Source organism: Parapedomonas caeni, assembly GCF_041060555.1.
Classification (GTDB): domain Bacteria; phylum Pseudomonadota; class Alphaproteobacteria; order Sphingomonadales; family Sphingomonadaceae; genus CAUJIW01.
The window spans coordinates 159,987-177,773 of record NZ_JBEUDS010000003.1 but is presented as its reverse complement, the minus strand read 5'-3'; the positions used below and the strand labels follow the sequence as shown (position 1 = coordinate 177,773).

General features: G+C 67.4%; 16 protein-coding genes. 7 read left to right on the top strand and 9 right to left on the bottom strand.

Features of this window, described 5'->3' with window-relative positions; translation table 11 throughout:
* Positions 1-50 precede the first annotated feature (50 nt).
* Positions 51-1,079, top strand: a complete 1,029-nt coding sequence (locus ABU113_RS03985) for a hypothetical protein (RefSeq protein WP_454558185.1) — start codon at positions 51-53, stop codon at positions 1,077-1,079.
* 20 nt (positions 1,080-1,099) lie between these two features.
* Here the strand turns inward: ABU113_RS03985 and ABU113_RS03980 are convergent, their stop codons facing one another.
* From ABU113_RS03980 to ABU113_RS03955, 6 genes are all read right to left on the bottom strand, one after another.
* Positions 1,100-3,193 (bottom strand): 3-hydroxyacyl-CoA dehydrogenase NAD-binding domain-containing protein, encoded by a 2,094-nt coding sequence (locus ABU113_RS03980; RefSeq protein ID WP_454558184.1) that lies wholly within the window; start codon positions 3,191-3,193, stop codon positions 1,100-1,102.
* Between the two features lie 60 nt (positions 3,194-3,253).
* The gene (locus tag ABU113_RS03975; RefSeq protein ID WP_454558183.1) at positions 3,254-3,700 is read right to left on the bottom strand and encodes a MaoC family dehydratase; all 447 of its coding nucleotides are present in this window, start codon (positions 3,698-3,700) and stop codon (positions 3,254-3,256) included.
* Between the two features lie 45 nt (positions 3,701-3,745).
* Positions 3,746-4,213, bottom strand: a complete 468-nt coding sequence (locus ABU113_RS03970) for a MaoC family dehydratase (RefSeq protein WP_454558182.1) — start codon at positions 4,211-4,213, stop codon at positions 3,746-3,748.
* Positions 4,214-4,326: 113 nt separating this feature from the next.
* Positions 4,327-6,807 carry an ATP-dependent helicase HrpB gene (gene hrpB, locus ABU113_RS03965; RefSeq protein ID WP_454558181.1) on the bottom strand — a complete coding sequence of 827 codons (2,481 nt, stop codon included), beginning with the start codon at positions 6,805-6,807 and terminating at the stop codon, positions 4,327-4,329.
* Between the two features lie 231 nt (positions 6,808-7,038).
* Complete coding sequence (locus ABU113_RS03960; RefSeq protein WP_454558180.1) at positions 7,039-8,058, bottom strand: hypothetical protein; 1,020 nt, start codon at positions 8,056-8,058, stop codon at positions 7,039-7,041.
* Between the two features lie 97 nt (positions 8,059-8,155).
* Complete coding sequence (locus tag ABU113_RS03955; protein WP_454558179.1) at positions 8,156-9,175, bottom strand: polyprenyl synthetase family protein; 1,020 nt, start codon at positions 9,173-9,175, stop codon at positions 8,156-8,158.
* Between the two features lie 150 nt (positions 9,176-9,325).
* On the opposite strand from ABU113_RS03955, the gene ABU113_RS03950 reads away from it, so the two are divergent.
* From ABU113_RS03950 to ABU113_RS03930, 5 genes are all read left to right on the top strand, one after another.
* Positions 9,326-9,625, top strand: coding sequence for a chorismate mutase (locus ABU113_RS03950; protein WP_454558178.1), 300 nt, complete (start codon positions 9,326-9,328; stop codon positions 9,623-9,625).
* A gap of 80 nt (positions 9,626-9,705) precedes the next feature.
* The gene (locus ABU113_RS03945) at positions 9,706-10,632 is read left to right on the top strand and encodes an MlaA family lipoprotein (RefSeq protein ID WP_454558177.1); all 927 of its coding nucleotides are present in this window, start codon (positions 9,706-9,708) and stop codon (positions 10,630-10,632) included.
* A gap of 148 nt (positions 10,633-10,780) precedes the next feature.
* Positions 10,781-12,664 (top strand): pilus assembly protein TadG-related protein, encoded by a 1,884-nt coding sequence (locus ABU113_RS03940; protein WP_454558176.1) that lies wholly within the window; start codon positions 10,781-10,783, stop codon positions 12,662-12,664.
* A gap of 17 nt (positions 12,665-12,681) precedes the next feature.
* The gene (locus ABU113_RS03935) at positions 12,682-13,281 is read left to right on the top strand and encodes a TadE/TadG family type IV pilus assembly protein (RefSeq protein ID WP_454558175.1); all 600 of its coding nucleotides are present in this window, start codon (positions 12,682-12,684) and stop codon (positions 13,279-13,281) included.
* A 4-nt stretch (positions 13,282-13,285) separates the two neighbouring features.
* On the top strand, positions 13,286-13,981 hold the full coding sequence (locus ABU113_RS03930) for a TadE/TadG family type IV pilus assembly protein (RefSeq protein WP_454558174.1): 696 nt from the start codon (positions 13,286-13,288) through the stop codon (positions 13,979-13,981).
* A 34-nt stretch (positions 13,982-14,015) separates the two neighbouring features.
* Here ABU113_RS03930 and ABU113_RS03925 read toward each other — a convergent pair whose 3' ends face one another.
* From ABU113_RS03925 to tgt, 3 genes are all read right to left on the bottom strand, one after another.
* Positions 14,016-14,504 (bottom strand): Hsp20/alpha crystallin family protein, encoded by a 489-nt coding sequence (locus ABU113_RS03925; RefSeq protein WP_454558173.1) that lies wholly within the window; start codon positions 14,502-14,504, stop codon positions 14,016-14,018.
* A 96-nt stretch (positions 14,505-14,600) separates the two neighbouring features.
* On the bottom strand, positions 14,601-14,939 hold the full coding sequence (locus ABU113_RS03920; RefSeq protein ID WP_454558172.1) for a phasin family protein: 339 nt from the start codon (positions 14,937-14,939) through the stop codon (positions 14,601-14,603).
* 93 nt (positions 14,940-15,032) lie between these two features.
* Positions 15,033-16,178 (bottom strand): tRNA guanosine(34) transglycosylase Tgt, encoded by a 1,146-nt coding sequence (tgt, locus tag ABU113_RS03915; protein WP_454558171.1) that lies wholly within the window; start codon positions 16,176-16,178, stop codon positions 15,033-15,035.
* 261 nt (positions 16,179-16,439) lie between these two features.
* Between tgt and ABU113_RS03910 the strand changes: the two genes are divergently transcribed.
* On the top strand, positions 16,440-17,780 hold the full coding sequence (locus ABU113_RS03910) for a protoglobin domain-containing protein (RefSeq protein ID WP_454558170.1): 1,341 nt from the start codon (positions 16,440-16,442) through the stop codon (positions 17,778-17,780).
* Positions 17,781-17,787 lie beyond the last annotated feature (7 nt).

The window sequence follows — 17,787 nt, the reverse complement described above, 5'->3', positions numbered from 1 at the left end:
TTGTGCAAGGCTCATGGTGATTCAGGGGGCTGTGAAATAGTACAACTGCCATGACAAGATCGCGCGCCATTCTAGGGCTAGCGCCCGTTCTGCTTCTGCTCGCGGCCTGCTCGTCAACGCCGCCACCACCCTGCCCGCTGCTGCCGGTGGCCCGGGTCGCCATCAACTGGGACGACCTCCCGCCGCGCGGCTTTCCCGCTGCCAGCGCCGATGTCGAAGCGGTGCTGCAACAGACACTGGCGGCGATGAAAACGGCACCAGACGATCGGATGCTTGCTGCCAAGGCCCAGATATTGCTGCGGTTGGCCGTGGCAAAGGCCGCCGCCCGACGAGATCGCGAGCGCATCGGCGCGCTGCTGGCGCTCGGCCGGGCGACGGCGCTGGTCGATTCCGTGGTCGCCATCGAGAGCACCATGTTCGCCTGGCCCGGCCGACGTCTTGCATCTTTCATCGACGGCCTGCCGGTGGGCACGGTGCGGCTTGTCTTTCCGCTCGACAATCTCGGCCAGGTAACGCCCGACGGACTGGCTGTGGCCAGGATCGACCTGCAGTCGTGGGATTTCGGGGAAACCCTGCCGGCGCCACGCACCACCTTCGTGTTCGGGCCCGGCGGCCGCGTCACCGGCCCCGACGAGACCGGTGTCGCCATCGACGCCGCCCGCTTCCGCTCCGGCGTGCTGGCGACCGTCCAGTGCCAGGCCGGCCGGGGCACCGCCTGGGCGCAATATGCGCTGGCGAGTTTTCTGCGCCAGGGCGTGCTGCTGCCGCGCAACGACGCGGCGGCGCGCAAGCTGATGGAGGAAGCGGCGCGCGACATTCCGCCTGGCCCCAGCAAAACCTTCATCTATGTCCCGGCCGTCGGCAAGACGCCGGCGATGACGATGCCCGTCGACATCACGCCCACCCCGGGACGCACCGGCGACCGGCGCGCCAAGCGGGCGCTGGCGGAGATGCTGGAGAAGGGCATCGGCGGCCCGGCCGACCCGGTGCGGGCGGCCGGCCTGCGCGCCGAGGCCGGACCGCCGCTGTTGCCGCCGGCGCCACCCCCGCCTCCAGGCGGGACCGACGATCCCGCCTGAAGGGATGACGTGCCGTTCGATCAGGCCCCGACGCTGGCGAAGCCGCGGCCTTCCGCCACCAGCTGCTCCAGCAGCGGCGACGGCGTCCACCAGCGCGGCCCGACGCTGGCGGCGAAGCCCTTGATCTTCTCCAGCGCGGTGGCGAGGCCGATCTCGTTTTCCGCCCAGAACATCGGGCCGCCGCGATAGGCGGGGAAGCCGTAGCCGTTGAGGTAGACGATATCGATGTCGCTGGCGCGATAGGCGTGGCCTTCGCGCAGGATCTCGCAGCCGATGTTCATCATCGACAGGAAGCAGCGCTCGATGATCTCGGCATCGCTGATCGCGCGACGCTGGATCTGGAACTCCGCCGCCGTCTCCTCGATGATCTGCTGCACCAGCGCCGAGGGCTTGGGCGTGCGGTTGCCCGGCTCATAGTCGTAATAGCCGGCGTTGGTCTTCTGGCCCATGCGGCCGGCCTCGACCAGCCGGTCGGCGACGCGGGTGGCGCGGGTTTCGTAGCTGGCCGGATCGCGGTCCTTGCGCGACTTGTAGCCGACGTCGAGGCCGGCAAGGTCGCCCATCTGCAGCACGCCCATCGGCATGCCGAAGGCATAGAGGGCGCCGTCGATCTGCTGCGGCGTGGCGCCTTCGAGCAGCAGCAGGCCGGCCTCGCGGCCATAGCCTTCCAGCATCCGGTTGCCGATGAAGCCATGGCAGTTGCCGGCAACCACACCGACCTTCCTGATCCGCTTGGCGAGTTCCAGCGTGGTCGCCAGCACGTCCGGCGCGGTCTGGCTGCCACGGACGATTTCCATCAGCCGCATCACGTTGGCCGGCGAGAAGAAGTGGGTGCCCACCACGTCGCCCGGCCGGCCGGTGATGCCGGCGATGGCATCGATCGACAGGTAGGAGGTGTTGGAGGCGAGGATCGCGCCCGGCTTCGCCACCTTGTCGAGCTGGCCGAACACGGTCTTCTTGATCTCCATGGTCTCGAACACCGCCTCGATGATGAGGTCGGCGTCCTTGAGGTCGTCATAGCTCAGCGTCGGTCGGATCAGGCCCATGCGGGTCTCGACCTGCTCGGGCGTGATCCGGCCCTTGGCGGCGCTGGCCTCATAATTCTTGCGCACGACGCCAAGACCGCGATCGAGGCCTTCCTGCGCCACTTCCAGCACCGTCACCGGGATGCCGGCGTTGGCGAAGTTCATGGCGATGCCGCCGCCCATGGTGCCGGCGCCGATGACCGCCACCGACTTGATGTCGCGCGGCTTCACGTCCGCCGGCAGACCGGGGATCTTGGCGACCTGGCGCTCGGCGAAGAACACATGCTGCAGCGCCTTCGACTGGCTGTTGGTGGCGCACTGGACGAACAGCTCGCGCTCGCGCACCAGCCCTTCCTCCAGCGGCAGGTTCACCGCCGCCTCGACGGCATCGATGATCCGCTGCGGCGCGAACAGGTTGCGGCGTTCCTTGGCGATGCGCTTGCGGGCGGCCTCGAAGAAGTCGGCCGGCAGCGAGGCCGGGTCGATCCTGATCTGGCTGACCTTCGGGTGCGGACCGCCGGCGGCGATCTTGTCGTTGAGGAAGGCGATCGCCGCTTCCAGCAGGTCACCCTCGACGATCTTGTCGATGGCGCCGGCCTTGGCCGCCACCGGCGCCGGAATCGGGTCGCCAGAGACGATGGCGTTCAAGCCCGCCTCGACGCCGATCAGGCGCGGCAGTCGCTGGGTGCCGCCGGCGCCGGGCAAAATGCCGAGCTTCACTTCCGGCAGGCCGACCTGGGCGGACGCCACGGCAACGCGGTAGTTGCAGCCCAGCGCGATCTCGAAGCCGCCGCCGAAGGCGGTGCCGTGGATCGCCGCCACCGCCGGCTTGGCGAAGGCTTCCACCACGTCGAGCATTTCCGGGAAGGTCGGGTGCTTGGGCGCGCCCTTGAATTCGGTGATGTCGGCGCCGGCCATGAAGGTGCGGCCCTCGCAGACGATGACCACGCCCTTGATGCCGGCGTCAGCGCTGGCCTGGTTCAGGCCGTCGACGATCGCCGACCGCACGGCGACGCTGATGGCGTTGACCGGCGGATTGTTGATGATGATGAGGCCAATGTCGCCCCGCTTTTCAAAACGTCCTGCCATTGATTGTCTCCCAAGTTCGATCTGAAAGGAAAGCCGCCGGCGCCGCTCGCACCGGCGGCGTCAAAGAAAGGTCATGCCGATCCAGTCGGCCGCCAGCGCCGGCTTGTCCTCGCCCTCGATCTCCACCGTCACCCGCATGGTCTTGACCACCTGGCCAGGCCGGCGATCAAACCCCGTCAGCACGAAGCGGCCGCGCACCCGCTTGCCTGATTTCACCGGCGCGATGAAGCGAATCCGGTCATAGCCGTAGTTCACGCCCATCCGGGCGCCCTCCTCGACGGGCAGCACCTCGTAGGCCATTTGCGGCAACAGCGACAGCGTCAGCAGGCCGTGCGCGATGGTGCCGCCGAACGGCGTCGCGCGGGCTTTCTCCGGGTCGACATGGATGAACTGATGGTCGCCGATGACGTCGGCATAGGCATCGATCATCGCCTGATCGACGGCGATCCAGCTGGACACACCGATTTCCGTGCCAACCAGCTTCTCATATTCGTCCAGCGTCATCATCGTCGCCCTCCCCAAGGCGCAGCCTATAGTCGCTATACTTTAGACTTAAAATACCTGCATCATCACCCACTCGGCGATCAGCGCCGGCTTGTCCTCGTCCTCGATCTCCACCGTCACCTCGTAGGTCGATGTCAACCGCCCCGCCCGGCTGGTGTCCGCCGACTTGAGCAGGAATCGGCCGCGTACCCGCTGGCCGGACTTCACAGGACTGAGAAAGCGGATCTTGTTGTAGCCGTAGTTGATGTCCATGGTCACGCCGTCGATGTCGGGCACGATCTGGTTCTTGAAGTGCGGCAGGAACGCCAGCGTCAGCAGACCGTGGGCGATGGTGCCACCGAATGGCGTCGCGCGGGCCTTCTCCAGGTCGACGTGGATGTACTGGTGATCCTCGCTGACATCGGCAAAAGTGTTGATGCGCTGCTGACTGACATCCACCCAGTCGGACACCCCCAGTTCCGTCCCCACGCGCTCCACGAACGCCGCCACCGTCAACGCCACAACCGTTCTCCTCACCGCCACACTCGATCACCGTGAATGCCGAGCGACATTAGCGGCGGCCCCCGGAATGTCCATGACCTGCACCGGCCGGCAGGCAAGCATGGCAAGGCCCGGCGCCGGCTTGGGCCCTAGCCGCCGCGCGGCTTGGCGCGCGTTGTCGGCAGGGCGGCGGCGGGATCGTCGGGCCAGACATGCCTGGGATAGCGCCCTTTCATCTCCGCCTTCACCGCCGCCCACGAACCGGCCCAGAAGCCCGGCAGGTCCTTGGTGGTCTGGATCGGCCGGTGCGCCGGCGACAGCAGCACCAGCGTCAGCGGGATCTGCCGCCGGCCCACCGTCGGATGGGCCTTCAGGCCATAGAGTTCCTGCACCCGCACCTCGATCGCCGGCCCGCCCGGGGCGGCATAGTCGATGGCGTGGCTCGGACCAGCCGGGGTCTCCAGCCGATCCGGCGCCAGGGCGTCGAGCTGGCGGCGCATGTCCCACGGCAGCAGCAGGTCGAGTACGCCGGCGAGGTCGTCGGCGCCGACATCGGCCAGCCGGGTCTTGCTCTCCAGCATCGGCCCCAGCCCGTCGTCGAAGCCGGCCAGCAGGCCGGCGTCGCTGAGGTCGGGCCAGATATCGCCGTCGACGCCGCGCAGATAGCCGACCCGCGCCCGCAGCCGCGCCTGCCCGTCGCTCCACGGCAGCAGGCCGACGCCGCGCCGTTCCAGTGCTTCCCGCCAGGCCCGTCGCATCGCCTCGGCCGGCGGCCTGGGACACGGGCGTTCCGCCAGCACCAGTTGCCCCAGCCGCCGCACCTCGCGGGCACGCACGCCGAACGCCGGATCGAAGCGCACGTCGACGGCATCGACGACATGACCGGGGAACAGCTGCTCCAGGCCGCCGGCCTCCAGCGGCGCCGCCAGCAGGATGCGGCTGCGCTCGGCAGCGCCAGTCAGTTCGGCGACCGCCAGACAGCTCTCGTTGGCCAGCGGATCGCCGACATCGAGCTGGGCGGCCCGGCCATTGGCCAGCACATAGCTGCCCCGCGCACCGGAGCGCGCCAGCGCCACCCGGTCCGGGTAGGCCAACGCCAGCACCGGGCCGGCGTCCGCCGCCTCGGCGGGCTGATCGCCGGCACCCACCAGCCGCGCCCAGCGGGCCGCCAGCTGCCGGGCCTGCTGGGCCCGCCCGCCGCGATCGCGCCGCCATTGCTCCAGCCGATGGCGCAGGTCGGTGTCACGCCCGCCCAGCCCCTGTTCGGTGAGCAGCACCGCGACTTCCGTCGCCAGACGCCCCTGCCCGCGCGCGGCGGCCGTCACCACCATGTGCGCCAGCCGGGGCGCCAGCGGCAGCCGGGCGATGGCGCGGCCATGGGCAGTGACGTGGCCGGCCGCATCGACCGCGTCCAGCTCGGCGAGCAGGGCCCGCGCCTCGGCGTAGGCGCCTTCCGGCGGCGGATCGAGCCAGGCCAGCGTGCGCGCGTCCGCCGCGCCCCACAGCGCCAGATCGAGCGCCAGACCCGACAGATCGGCCTCCAGGATTTCCGGCCGGTCGAACGGCGGCAGGCCCCGGGTCTCGCCCTCCTCCCACAGCCGCCAGCAGATGCCGGGCTCCAGACGACCGGCGCGGCCACGCCGCTGCTCCACCGCCGCCTGGGAGGCGCGTTCGGTGACCAGCCGGGTCAGGCCGGTGGCCGGCTCGTAGCGCGGCTTGCGCGCCAGCCCGGAGTCGATCACCAGCCGCACGCCATCAATGGTCAGCGACGTCTCGGCGATCGAGGTCGCCAGCACCACCTTGCGCCGCCCCGGCGGCGACGGCGCGATCGCCGCCCGCTGCGCCGCCGGGTCCATGGCGCCGAACAGCGGATGCACCTCGACCTCCGCTGGCAGCCGCGCCTCGCGCAGCCGGTCCGCGGTGCGACCGATCTCGGCGGCGCCGGGCAGGAACACCAGCACGCTGCCGCGCTCCTCGCGGACGGCGCGCACCACCGCCGCCGCCACCTGAGCCTCGATGGGCACGGCGGCGTCGCGGCCGAGATAGCGGGTGTCGATGGGGTAGGCGCGACCCTGCGACTGGATCACCGGCGCGTCGCCCAGCAGAGCGGCGACCCGGGCGCCATCGAGCGTCGCCGACATCGGCAGCAGCCGCAGGTCCGGCCGCAGCACCGCCTGGGTCTCCAGCGCCAGCGCCAGCCCGAGGTCGGCGTCGAGCGAACGTTCATGAAACTCGTCGAACAGCACGGCGGCGATGCCGGGCAGCTCCGGCTGATCCATGATCAGGCGGGTAAACACGCCCTCGGTGACCACCTCGACGCGGGTTCGCGCGCTCACACGCGACTCCAGCCGGACGCGATAACCAACGGTATCACCGACATTTTCGCCCAATATCTCGGCCATCCGGGTGGCCGCCGCGCGCGCCGCCAGCCGGCGCGGCGACAGCACCAGAATCTTGCCCGCCGCCGCCCAGTCCGCCCGCATCAGTACCAGCGGCACCCGGGTCGTCTTGCCGGCACCCGGCGGCGCCACCAGTACGGCGCGAGTGCCCGCCGCGAGTGCCGCCGTCAGCGCGGGCAGCACGGCATCGATGGGCAACGGCGTCGGGTCGGAAGTGGCGGGCGTGGTCACGCCGCTGCCATGCCAGATCGGCCGCGCGCTGGCAATCGACGCCACCCCGCCACACAATATGCCCCAGAGGCGCGTTTATAGCCTATTACAGAAGGGTTTTGACGATTTCCGTAGGGAGGTAGCCAGAACACCCCATCGCGCTCCAGCAGGCCCACACGGCCGCCAGCGGCGATGCCGCCCGACCACCCCCACCGCCGCGCCGGAAATGCGCGCGGCGGCGACGACCGGCGACTAGCGCACCCGCCCCGGATTGCCGGCGGCGATCTTGCGGAAGGTGTCGATCTGGGTGGTCAGGCTGTCGACCAGGCTGCGGGCCATGGTGAGATAGTCGCCCTGATACTGCGGCATGAAGAACCAGCGACCGGGCGGGTGGGCCGAATACTCGCGGATGAAGGTCTCGATCGCCGCCTTGCGCGCCTCCAGCATCCGTACCTGCGCCATCGGGTCGGGGTTCGGCCGCACCCGCACCCGGGTGACCAGCGGGTCCCAGTGGGCGAAGGGCAGCGCCGGGTCGAGGCCGCGCGCCTCCGCCAGCAGACTGTCGGCTTCCGCCTCGGTGGCGGCGTTGCGGGCCGCCAGCACCAGCAGGGTGGCATCGCGCTTGGCCCGGCCGAGCCGCACCAGCTCCGCCTGCAGCGGCGCCGGGCCGAGCACGGTTCGCCCGACGGTGACATAGAGATCGGCGGCATCCATCATCCGCGGCGCCTCGTCGTCATACAGCTTCCCGAGGGTTTTCCAGGCCTGGTCGGTATCGCGACGGACGTGGGTGTAGACCCAGGCGTTGCTGAACAGCTCCGCCGGCGTGCGCGGATTGCGGATCACCATGGCGGCCTGCGCGCCTTCGTGAAGATCGCGCACATTGTCACGGATTTCAGTGACATCAGCCTCGATCAGACCAAGCCGGCGCCCCACCATCTCGGTCGCCGACTGTCCTTGCCCGACAAGCATCAGCAGCATGAAGGCGCCGGTGGCGAACAGACCGAAACGGAAGGCGTCGCAGACCTGACAGTCGACCACCGCCGACACCGCCTCGTCATTGGACGGATCGACCATCAGCGCCCGCTGGAAGCATAGCAGCGCCGCCACCAGCGCCAGGCCGGCGAACAGCACCATCAGCACGGTGGGGCTGAAAAACTCGGTGAAGAACCCCACCATGTCGCCGAACAACCCGGTCGCCGAGCCGATGATGGCAAACAGCCCGCCCCTCGCCGGCCAGATGATCCGGCGGAACAACGCAACCCTTGTCGCCACGACACCCCTCCTGTCGCTTGAACCCCTCAAACAGGGTTAACACAGCAGAATGGCAGCCTGATGTCCAGCCGTCACGCCCAGTCGGGGAGCCAGGGACTCAGAAAGCGCGGGCGATGGCGAAGTCGACGGTCTCGATCAGCGCCGCCTTGGCGGCATTGTCGGGGAAGCCGGCCAGCGCGTCCTTGGCGCGGGCGCCATAGTGGCGGGCGCGCTCCAGCGTATCGCGGATGGCGCCAACCTGGGTGATCATGGCGATGGCACGTTCCAGATCGCCGTCCTCCTGCTTCAGCCGGCCCAGCGTCCGGCGCCAGAAGGTGCGGTCCTCCTCGCTGCCGCGCTGGTAGGCGAGAATGGTCGGCAGGGTGATCTTGCCCTCGCGGAAATCGTCGCCCGCCGATTTGCCCATGGTGGCGGCGTCCGAGGCATAGTCGAGCGCGTCGTCCACCAGCTGGAAGGCAATGCCGAGATAACGGCCATAGGTTTCCAGCGCCGTCTCCGTGGCCTCGTCGCGCTCGGCGACGACAGCGGCGATCTGGCAGGCGGCGGCGAACAGCACCGCCGTCTTGGCGGTAATGACCTCCAGGTAGCGATCCTCGGTGGTCTCGACATGGCGGGCGGTGGTGAGCTGGTCCACCTCGCCCTGGGCGATGACGGCCGAGGCCCGGCTGAGGATCTTCAGCACCCGCAGGCTGCCATCCTCCACCATCAGTTCGAACGAGCGGGAAAACAGGAAGTCGCCCACCAGCACGCTGGGCTGGTTGCCCCAGATCAGGTTGGCGGTCTTGCGGCCACGCCGCAGGTCGGAACCGTCGACCACATCATCATGCAGCAGCGTGGCGGTGTGGATGAACTCGACGCAGGCCGCCAGCTTATGATGGCGCGTGCCCTCGTAGCCCAGCAGGCGGGCGCAGGCGAGCGTCAGCATCGGCCGCAGCCGCTTGCCGCCGGAGGCGATGAGATGACCCGCCAGCTCCGGGATAAGGGCGACCGGGCTCTGCATGCGGTCAATGATCGCCTGATTGACCGACGCCATGTCGGCCGAGACCAGGGCCATCAGCCGGTCGATACCCGGTTGTCCCACCCCTTGGGGACGCAGGGGTTGAATGGTCGCGCTCACACCGATACTCCTTTGGCGACATCTCTAGCGGCGATGCGGGCTTTGCGCCAGCATTGGTCGCGCGCGGAACAACGATTCGCCGCAAAGACATTGAGAAACAAGAGGCAAGGCCGCACGCGTGGCTGTTTGCCGCAACCGGCAGGAAGACGCATGAGCACGACCGACGAAACACTGGCCGCCTATCGCGAAAGCATCGACAACATCGACGCGGCGCTGGTGTTCATGCTCGCCGAACGCTTCAAGGTGACCCAGAAGGTCGGCGCCTACAAGGCCCGCGCCGGCCTGCCGGCCGCCGACCCCGGCCGGGAGGGCGCCCAGATCGCCCGCCTGCGCCGGCTGGCCCAGGAAGCCAATCTCGACCCCGAGTTTTCGGAGAAGTTTCTCCGCTTCATCATCGAGGAAGTGATCCGCCACCATGAACGGCTGCGCGCCGGCGAATCCGTCGCCTGACGGCTTTACCAATTGGCGACACCTGTCGACGCATAGCTTTTCATCACCTCCCGTATCGCATTGCCCTGAGGACCGCCCGGATGATCGTCCCCACCGCCCGTGCCCTACGCTGGTCGCCCAGGCCGCACCTCGTCGCCCTCGCGCTGGCCTTGGCCGCGACACCGGCCGCCGCGCAGGAATCGCCAACGCCAGCGCCAGCGCCATCCGCCGCCACCGACATCACCGTCGATCGCTACGAGCGCAGCAACCGCGCCATGCACAACTTCAACATGGGGGTGGACCGGCTGCTGCTCAAACCGATCGCCCAGGGCTACCGTGCCGTCGCGCCGACGCCGATGCGCCGGGGCGTCACCAACGCCATCAACAATCTGCAAGAGCCCTTCACCATGGCCAACGCCCTGTTGCAGGGCAAACCGGGCGTGATGATGAAGTCGCTGGGCCGCTTCCTCATCAACAGCACCATCGGCTTCGCCGGCCTCGCCGACCGCGCCAGCGAATGGGGCATCCCCGCCCAGGAGGAGGATTTCGGCCAGACGCTCGCGGTCTGGGGCGTCGGCGAGGGCCCCTATCTGGTGCTGCCGTTCCTCGGCCCGTCCAACCCGCGCGACGCGCTCGGCTTCGTCGTCGAATTCATCGGCGATCCGGCGAGCATCGTGATTACCAACGAACTGGGCAAGCAGGCGGGCTACGCCCACCTGGGCACGCGCGTCCTTGATGCCCGCGCGAACGCCGTCGACACCATCGATCCGCTGCTCAAGAGTTCCGACGACCCCTATGTGCTGATGCGTTCCGCCTACCGGCAGAAGCGGGCCTTCGACATCGCTGATGGCGCGGTTCCCGCCGTCTCGGACGAGGAGGACATCTTCGACGACGACGTGCCGGACACGACGCCAGCCGCCGAGGACAGTGTTCCGCAGGAGACTCCGGCCGCCGACAACGGCGGGTCGCCACATCGGCCCGACCAGGACACGGCCACCGGCGCGGCAGCGGATGACAGCCTGTCATAACGTAACGGTATCATAACAATTCCAGCAGGTTAACAGCATCACCCATCGTCGTTAACGATGGCCGTTGGCGCTTCGTTAATCCTGTCACGGCATCTTCGGTCGTTGATTGGCGGCAAGCGCCTGCCGCCGGGCACCAGAAGGTGATGTGATGATCCGGGACCGGATGACACGGCTGAAGCACTCGGCCGCCAGACTGCAGCTGCTCCGCCGCCTGTTCGGTGATGTGCGTGGCGCCACCCTGCCGATGATGGCCGTGGCGATGATCCCGACCGTCGCCGCCACCGGTGCCGCCATCGACCTGGGCCGGGCATACCTGGTGAAATCGCAGCTGAGCGCCGCCGTCGATGCCGCCGCGCTGGCCGGCGGCCGTAACTCCACCTCCACCGAAGCCCGCGACGCGCAGATCGACCAGTACTTCAACGCCAACTTCCCCGACGGTTACCTGGGCACCAGTCTGCTCAACCTCGACAAGTCGCCCGAGGAAGTCCCCGATCCCCTGCCCAACACCGTCAACGTCGAAGTGACCGCGCGGGTCAGCATGCCGACCCTGTTCATGAAACTGTTCGGCTACACGGCGATTCCCATCTCGGCATCGGCACAGGCGGAAACCGGCCGCAATTATGGCGCGCTGCAAGCAGTACTGGTGCTCGACAACACCGGCTCCATGTCGGCCAGCGACGCCGGCGGCGGCAAGAGCCGCATCGCGGCGCTGCGCGAGGCCGCCAAGTCGTTCGTCAACACGATCCTCAACGAGGACGCCGATCAGGAAACCATCGCCATCGGCTTCGTGCCCTACAACACCTCGGTGAACGTCGGCCGCCTGATCAAAAGCCAGTACCTCGTTGACATCCCTGGCTTCACCAACGTCGCGGCGACCAACGCGCGCGGCTGGGCCGGCTGCGTCGAGGCCGGCGATACCATCGCCGATCTGTCGAGCGCGTCAACGGTGATGGAGAGCGACCTCTACGACACCAACGACGGCGGCACACCCGATGGTGTCACCGTGCCGAAGATCCGCCCGCTGCTGGTCCCCCCGATCATGCTGAGCCGCTACCAGAGCAGCTCCAGCATGGAAAACTGGTACACCATGCCGACCAAGACGGTGAACATCAGCGGCACCAACTACACGGTGATCGATGGCGAACCATGGACGTCGCTGGTGATCGCCTACTACCACGGCACCGACCGGCTTGCCGGCAGGACCATCACCGTCACCTCCGGCGGCAATACCTATGTCAACGTGTCGCGACTGCGCGCGCGCTATCGCAGTTCCGACAGCTGGCTGAGCTATTCCAGCTACTTCAAGGCGCCGGTCGTCTGGTCGCCGACGGGCAACAAGAACTACCCCTCGCCCAACATGGATTGCGTCGCCGAGGCCCGCGTGCCGCAATGGGGTGACGATCCGACCACGCTCAGCAGCTGGATCGACGACAACAACCACGCCATCAACCCCGGCCTTGGCACCCACTCGAACATCGGCATGACCTGGGGCTACCGCATGCTGCGCAACCCCGAACTGTTCACGTCCATCACCCCGGAGAACCCGGACGGACGGCCCGAGACCGAGGCCATCATCCTGATGACCGACGGCTTCATCAATTATATCAGCGCCTCCGACAGCCTGGGACTGAGCAATCGCACGGTCAACGACCCTTACCCGGCGAAAACCGGCAGCACCATCGAGATCGGCCACGGCTATCACACCGCCTATCGCCTGCCGTTCGAGAAGAACCTGACGCAGTATCAGACCAATACCAGCACCTACAGCTGGCCGCTTTCCTACGCCGACTACTATGCGGAAGCGCAGATGGCGCTCAGGCTGCTCAAGGTTTGCGAGGCGGCGCGCAAGGCGGGCATCCGCGTCTACACCATCGCCTTCAAGATCGAAGCCGACGACCAGAGCACGCGGGACATCTACAGGCAGTGCGCCACCACCGAGAGCTATTTCTACGACACCGCCGACTCCACCGAGCTGTCGAACGCCTTCCGGGAGATCGCGGTCGACCTGGTGCAGTTGCAGCTGACCAAATAAGGACGGAAACCTTGCGGATGCCCCTCCCCCTGACAGCGCGTTTCTGGAAGCGGCTCGCCGCCGACCAGCGCGGCGCCTACATGGTGGAGTTCGCCATCATCGCCCCGGTGGTCATCACCCTGGTGCTCGGCACCATCGATCTTGGCTACCTGTCATACGTCCGCGCGACGCTGGAAAGCGTCACCCGCGACGCGGCGCGTCAGGCGATCACCCGGACGTCGGGCTGCATGATCGACCGCTCGTCCACCATCGAGGACATCGTCAAGGACTCGATGAAGACCTTCATCGACGGCGGCACGCCGGTATCGGTCACCGTCCGGTCCTATCGCGGTGGCTTCGAGAGCGTCGGCCAGCCGGAACCGCTGATCAACGACGTCAATGGCAACGGCCAGTACGACGAAGGCGACAGCTACGAGGACATCAACGGCGACGGTGAATGGTCACCCGACCAGGGCACCCTGGGTGATCTCGGCGGACCGGGCGACGTGGTGGTCTACACCACCAATTTCCAGGCACAGACCCTGTTTCTCGGCCTGCCGCTGATGTTCAGCCAGGATATCGTCAACATGCGCGCCAGCACCGTGGTTCGCAACGAACCCTATACCTGCGACGAGTAGCGCCATGACCCCCATGACCTTCGCGCGACATCTCCCGCTCGCCCTCACCCGCCCGCTGCGGGCGGGACGTCAGGCGCTCCGGCGGCTGGGACTTGACCGGCGCGGCGTGGCGATGGTCGAGTTCGCCCTGATGCTGCCAATCTCGATGACGCTGTTTCTCGGCGGCGTCGAGGGCGCCCGTTACGTGCTGCTGCACCAGAAGGTGGCGCGGGTCGCGCAGACCATGGCCGACCTGACCGCCCAGTCGCCGGTGGGGGTGATGGAAAGCCAGATCAGCAACCTGTTCCTGTCCGCCAACATGATCTCGGACCCCTACAACATCCTGACCGACGGCCGGGTATTCATCAGCGCGATCAAAGGCGGCGCGCCCAGCATCGGCAACACCATCATCTGGCAGCGCTGCGATGGCGCCTTCGGCGCCGCGAGCAGCGTCATCGGCTCCAGCGACAACAAGGACGTCACGCTGCCCGACGGCACGGAACTGGAAGAGGGCGTGATCACCGTCATCGCCCAGGCCTCCTTCCATTTCGAGCCGATGTTCTTCTCGGTGCTGTTCCCCGAGCAGACCATCACCCACATCGCCCGCTACGCACCGCGTTCGCTGAGCTTCGGCGTCATCACCGACGACGGTTCATCGGCCAAGGACGACTGCAGCACCAACCTGACCCAGTACGATTCCAACGGCAACGCCGTGAGCTGAGTCGCCACGCCACGGGCGCGACCACCCGTGCCGCTCAGGCAGCACTGCCGATCTCGATCTTCTTTTCCTTCCGGGCGGCTTCCGGCGCCTTGGGCAGCGTGATCTTCAGCACACCCTTGTCGAACTGCGCGCTGACCTGGTCGGCCACCACCTCCGCCGGCAGGGTCAGGCTGCGCTGAAAACTGCCGTAGCGACGTTCGACCAGGTGAACATTCTGATCCGTCTTCTCGCTTTCCGCCTTCTTCTCGCCCTTGATGGTGAGCACATTGTCGGCGAGCTTGACGTCGATATCGCCCTGCTCGACACCCGGCAGCTCCGCGGTCACCACGAAACTGCCGTCGGCCTCGGTCAGATCCATTTTCGGCACCACCCGCGCGGCGCTGTCCATCGGCACCGTCCACGGCGCAAGACTGCCGAATTCATCGAACAGACGGTTGATTTCCCGCTGCAGGGAACCGAAGGATTCGGTCACCGGGTGCCGGTCTCGGCCAAAGAGATTGGGCAGCCACGAGCCTGTGCTCATCGTCATTCCTCCATCATCAGACGTTCGGGATCACGCGCACGCCACAACCCGCGCCGGAGTTCCCGGCACGTCACATCGCCTGACGGCGAATGATCGTCAGCCCTGGTCGCGGGCCTGCGTCTCGCCCTGCGGCGCCACGGCCTGCTGGCCGATCGCCATCAATGCCTGCGCCTCGCTGACATAGTCCTCCGCCATGTCCCGCGTGAACCTGGCCTGGACCTCCACCCATTGTGTCGGGCCGTGAACATCCCGCAGGGCGTTGAGCAACTCCGCCTGTGCGGCCAGCCGCTTCTGGTAGAATTTGGCGGCTTCCTCGCCCCAGGCCGAGATCGTCGTCAGCATCACTTTCTGCTGACGCGCCCACGCCTCCAGCCCGGCCGCGCCATCTAGAACCGGCTCGCCACCGTCTGTCTTGCCTTTCCGTTCGGTCGTCATCTGGACCTCCCATGTGCATGAGTGCCTTGGCCACTGCCACACTAGGTTGAGTCGATGACAGCCGCGTTGACACGGATCAAATGATCGGACAGCTCACCGCGACGCCTTGTAACGGTCAAGAAACGAGGCTGCGAAGGACTCCAGACGCTGCCCGGCGATGGCCGCGCGCAGCGCCGCCATCAACTGCTGATAAAACCAGACGTTGTGCTGGGTCATCAGCATGGCGCCCAGAATTTCCCCTGATTTCACCAGATGATGCAGGTAGGCCCGGCTGTAGGTCGCACACACCGGGCAGGCGCAGTCCGGGTCGAGCGGACCGGCATCGTCACGGTGCTTGGCATTGCGGATGTTGACCGGACCGGACCAGGTGAAGGCCTGACCGTTGCGGCCCGACCGGGTCGGCAGCACGCAGTCGAACATGTCGACGCCACGCATCACCGCGCCGACGATGTCATCCGGCTTGCCGACCCCCATCAGATAGCGCGGTCGGTCGGCTGGCAGCATCCCCGGCGCGTAGTCGAGCACCTCGAACATCGCCGCCTGCCCCTCGCCCACCGCCAGGCCGCCGATGGCATAGCCATCGAAACCGATGTCGGTGAGCGCCGCCGCCGATTCGCCGCGAAGATCCTGGTACAGCCCGCCCTGCTGAATGCCGAACAGCGCCGCGCGGCTGGCATGCGCTTCACCGCTGTCGAAGCCGTCGCGTGAGCGGCGCGCCCAGCGCATCGACAGCGCCATCGACTGCGCCGCCTGTTCGTGGGTCGCCGGGTGCGGCGTGCATTCGTCGAAGGCCATCACAATGTCGGAACCCAGCAGCCGCTGGATCTCCATCGAGCGCTCCGGCGTCAGCAGGTGCCGCGAGCCATCCAGGTGCGAGGAAAATTCCACCCCCTGCTCGCTCATCTTGCGCAGCGCCGACAGCGACATCACCTGGTAGCCGCCGCTGTCGGTCAGGATCGGCTTCGACCAGTTCATGAACCGGTGCAGGCCGCCGAGCGCCGCCACCCGTTCCGCCGTCGGGCGCAGCATCAGGTGATAGGTGTTGCCAAGAATGATGTCGGCGCCGCTCGCCGCGACCTCCTCGGTGCGCATCGCCTTGACGGTGGCGGCGGTCCCCACCGGCATGAACGCCGGCGTGCGGATATCGCCACGCTGCATGTGGATGACGCCGGTGCGGGCGCGGCCATCGGTGGCCTGGATGGCGAAGGCGAAACGGGGGCGTGAATCAGGTTCGGGCATGGCGGCCTCATATCGCCTGTTCGCGCGCGAGGGAAGCACGCGGGGCCGGCCGGGCGACCGATCCTGAGTCGGTCGGGTCGTCGCGCCTTGCCCCCAGCCCGAAAAATAACGAGTCGCTGCAAAATATATAATCCACTATACGTAGAATTAACCATTCTCATAGTCTTATTGAATGAGAAGACGGTCGGAGAACTCGTCTCCGCCCCCGTGAATCATGTTGCGTAATGGTTGTCGGCTGCAATTCGGGCAATGGGGGGAACCATGCCGGACACCACCAGCACGTGGAACGAACATCTGCGACTATGCGGCCTCGACGCCGCCAGCGGCGAACGCCTGCGGGCCTTCTGGCCGACGGTTCGTCACAATCTGCCGGATATCCTGGATGGCTTCTATGCCCACATGAGCAGCATACCGCAGCTCGCCGCCCTGATCGGCCGGAACGAGCGGCGCCTGAAGGGGGCGCAGGAAGCCCATTGGGAGCGACTGTTCTCGGGTCGCTTCGACTCCGCCTATTTCCACGGCGTGCGCACCATCGGTCTGGCCCACAATCGCATCGGCCTTGAGCCGCACTGGTACATCAGTGGCTATAATTACGTCCTGGGTCGCCTGCTGGCACTGGCCACCGGGGCCATCGACGGTCAGGGGGCCGACACCGCCACGCCCCTGAGTCAGGCCATCGTCTCCGCCGTCATGCTCGACATGAGCATCGCCATCTCGGTCTATCAGGAAGCCATGCTGGAGGAGCGTCAGCAGCGCCAGCACGCCATGGAGGCCGCGGTCGCTGGCTTCAACGCCACCATGAGCGAGGTGCTGGCCACCCTTGCCGAGGCTGGCGACACACTCGGCAGCAACGCCGGCATGCTGAACCAGAACAGCGACCAGATGCTGCGCCAGGCCACCGCCGTGGCGGCGGCGTCCGAACAGGCGGCGGTCAATGTCCGCACCGTCGCCGCCACCGCCGAGGAACTGACCGCCAGCGTCGCCGAGATCGCCCGTCAGGTCGGCGTCACTTCCGACATGACCACCGCCGCCGTCGGCAGCGCCGGCCGGGCGGAAACGATGATCCAGGGCCTGTCCTCGGCCGCCGAGAGCATCGGCAGCGTGGTCAGCCTGATCAACAGCATCGCCAGCCAGACCAAGCTGCTGGCGCTTAACGCCACCATCGAGGCGGCCCGTGCCGGCGAGGCCGGCAAGGGCTTCGCCGTCGTCGCCTCGGAAGTGAAGAGCCTGGCCGCCCAGACCGAGCGCGCCACCAGCGAGATCGCCGAGCACATCAAGTCGATGCAGGACGCGACGGGGAACGCCGTGGTGGCGGTCCACGAGGTCGGCCGCATCGTCAACGACGTCAACCGCTCGGCCGCCACCATCGCCTCGGCAATCGACGAACAGTCGTCGGCGACCCGCGAGATTTCCTACAGCGTCCAGCAGGTTGCCGCCGGCACCACGGAAGTATCGAGCAACATCAGCGGCGTACGACTGTCGGCGGATACCGCCGGCAGCATCGCCAACGGTCTGGTGACGGCGGTGGGCAGCATGGAAGCCGTCTCGGTCCAGCTGCGCGGCGAGGTGCAGGCGTTCTTCCAGGCCGTTCGCGCGGCCTGAGACGCCA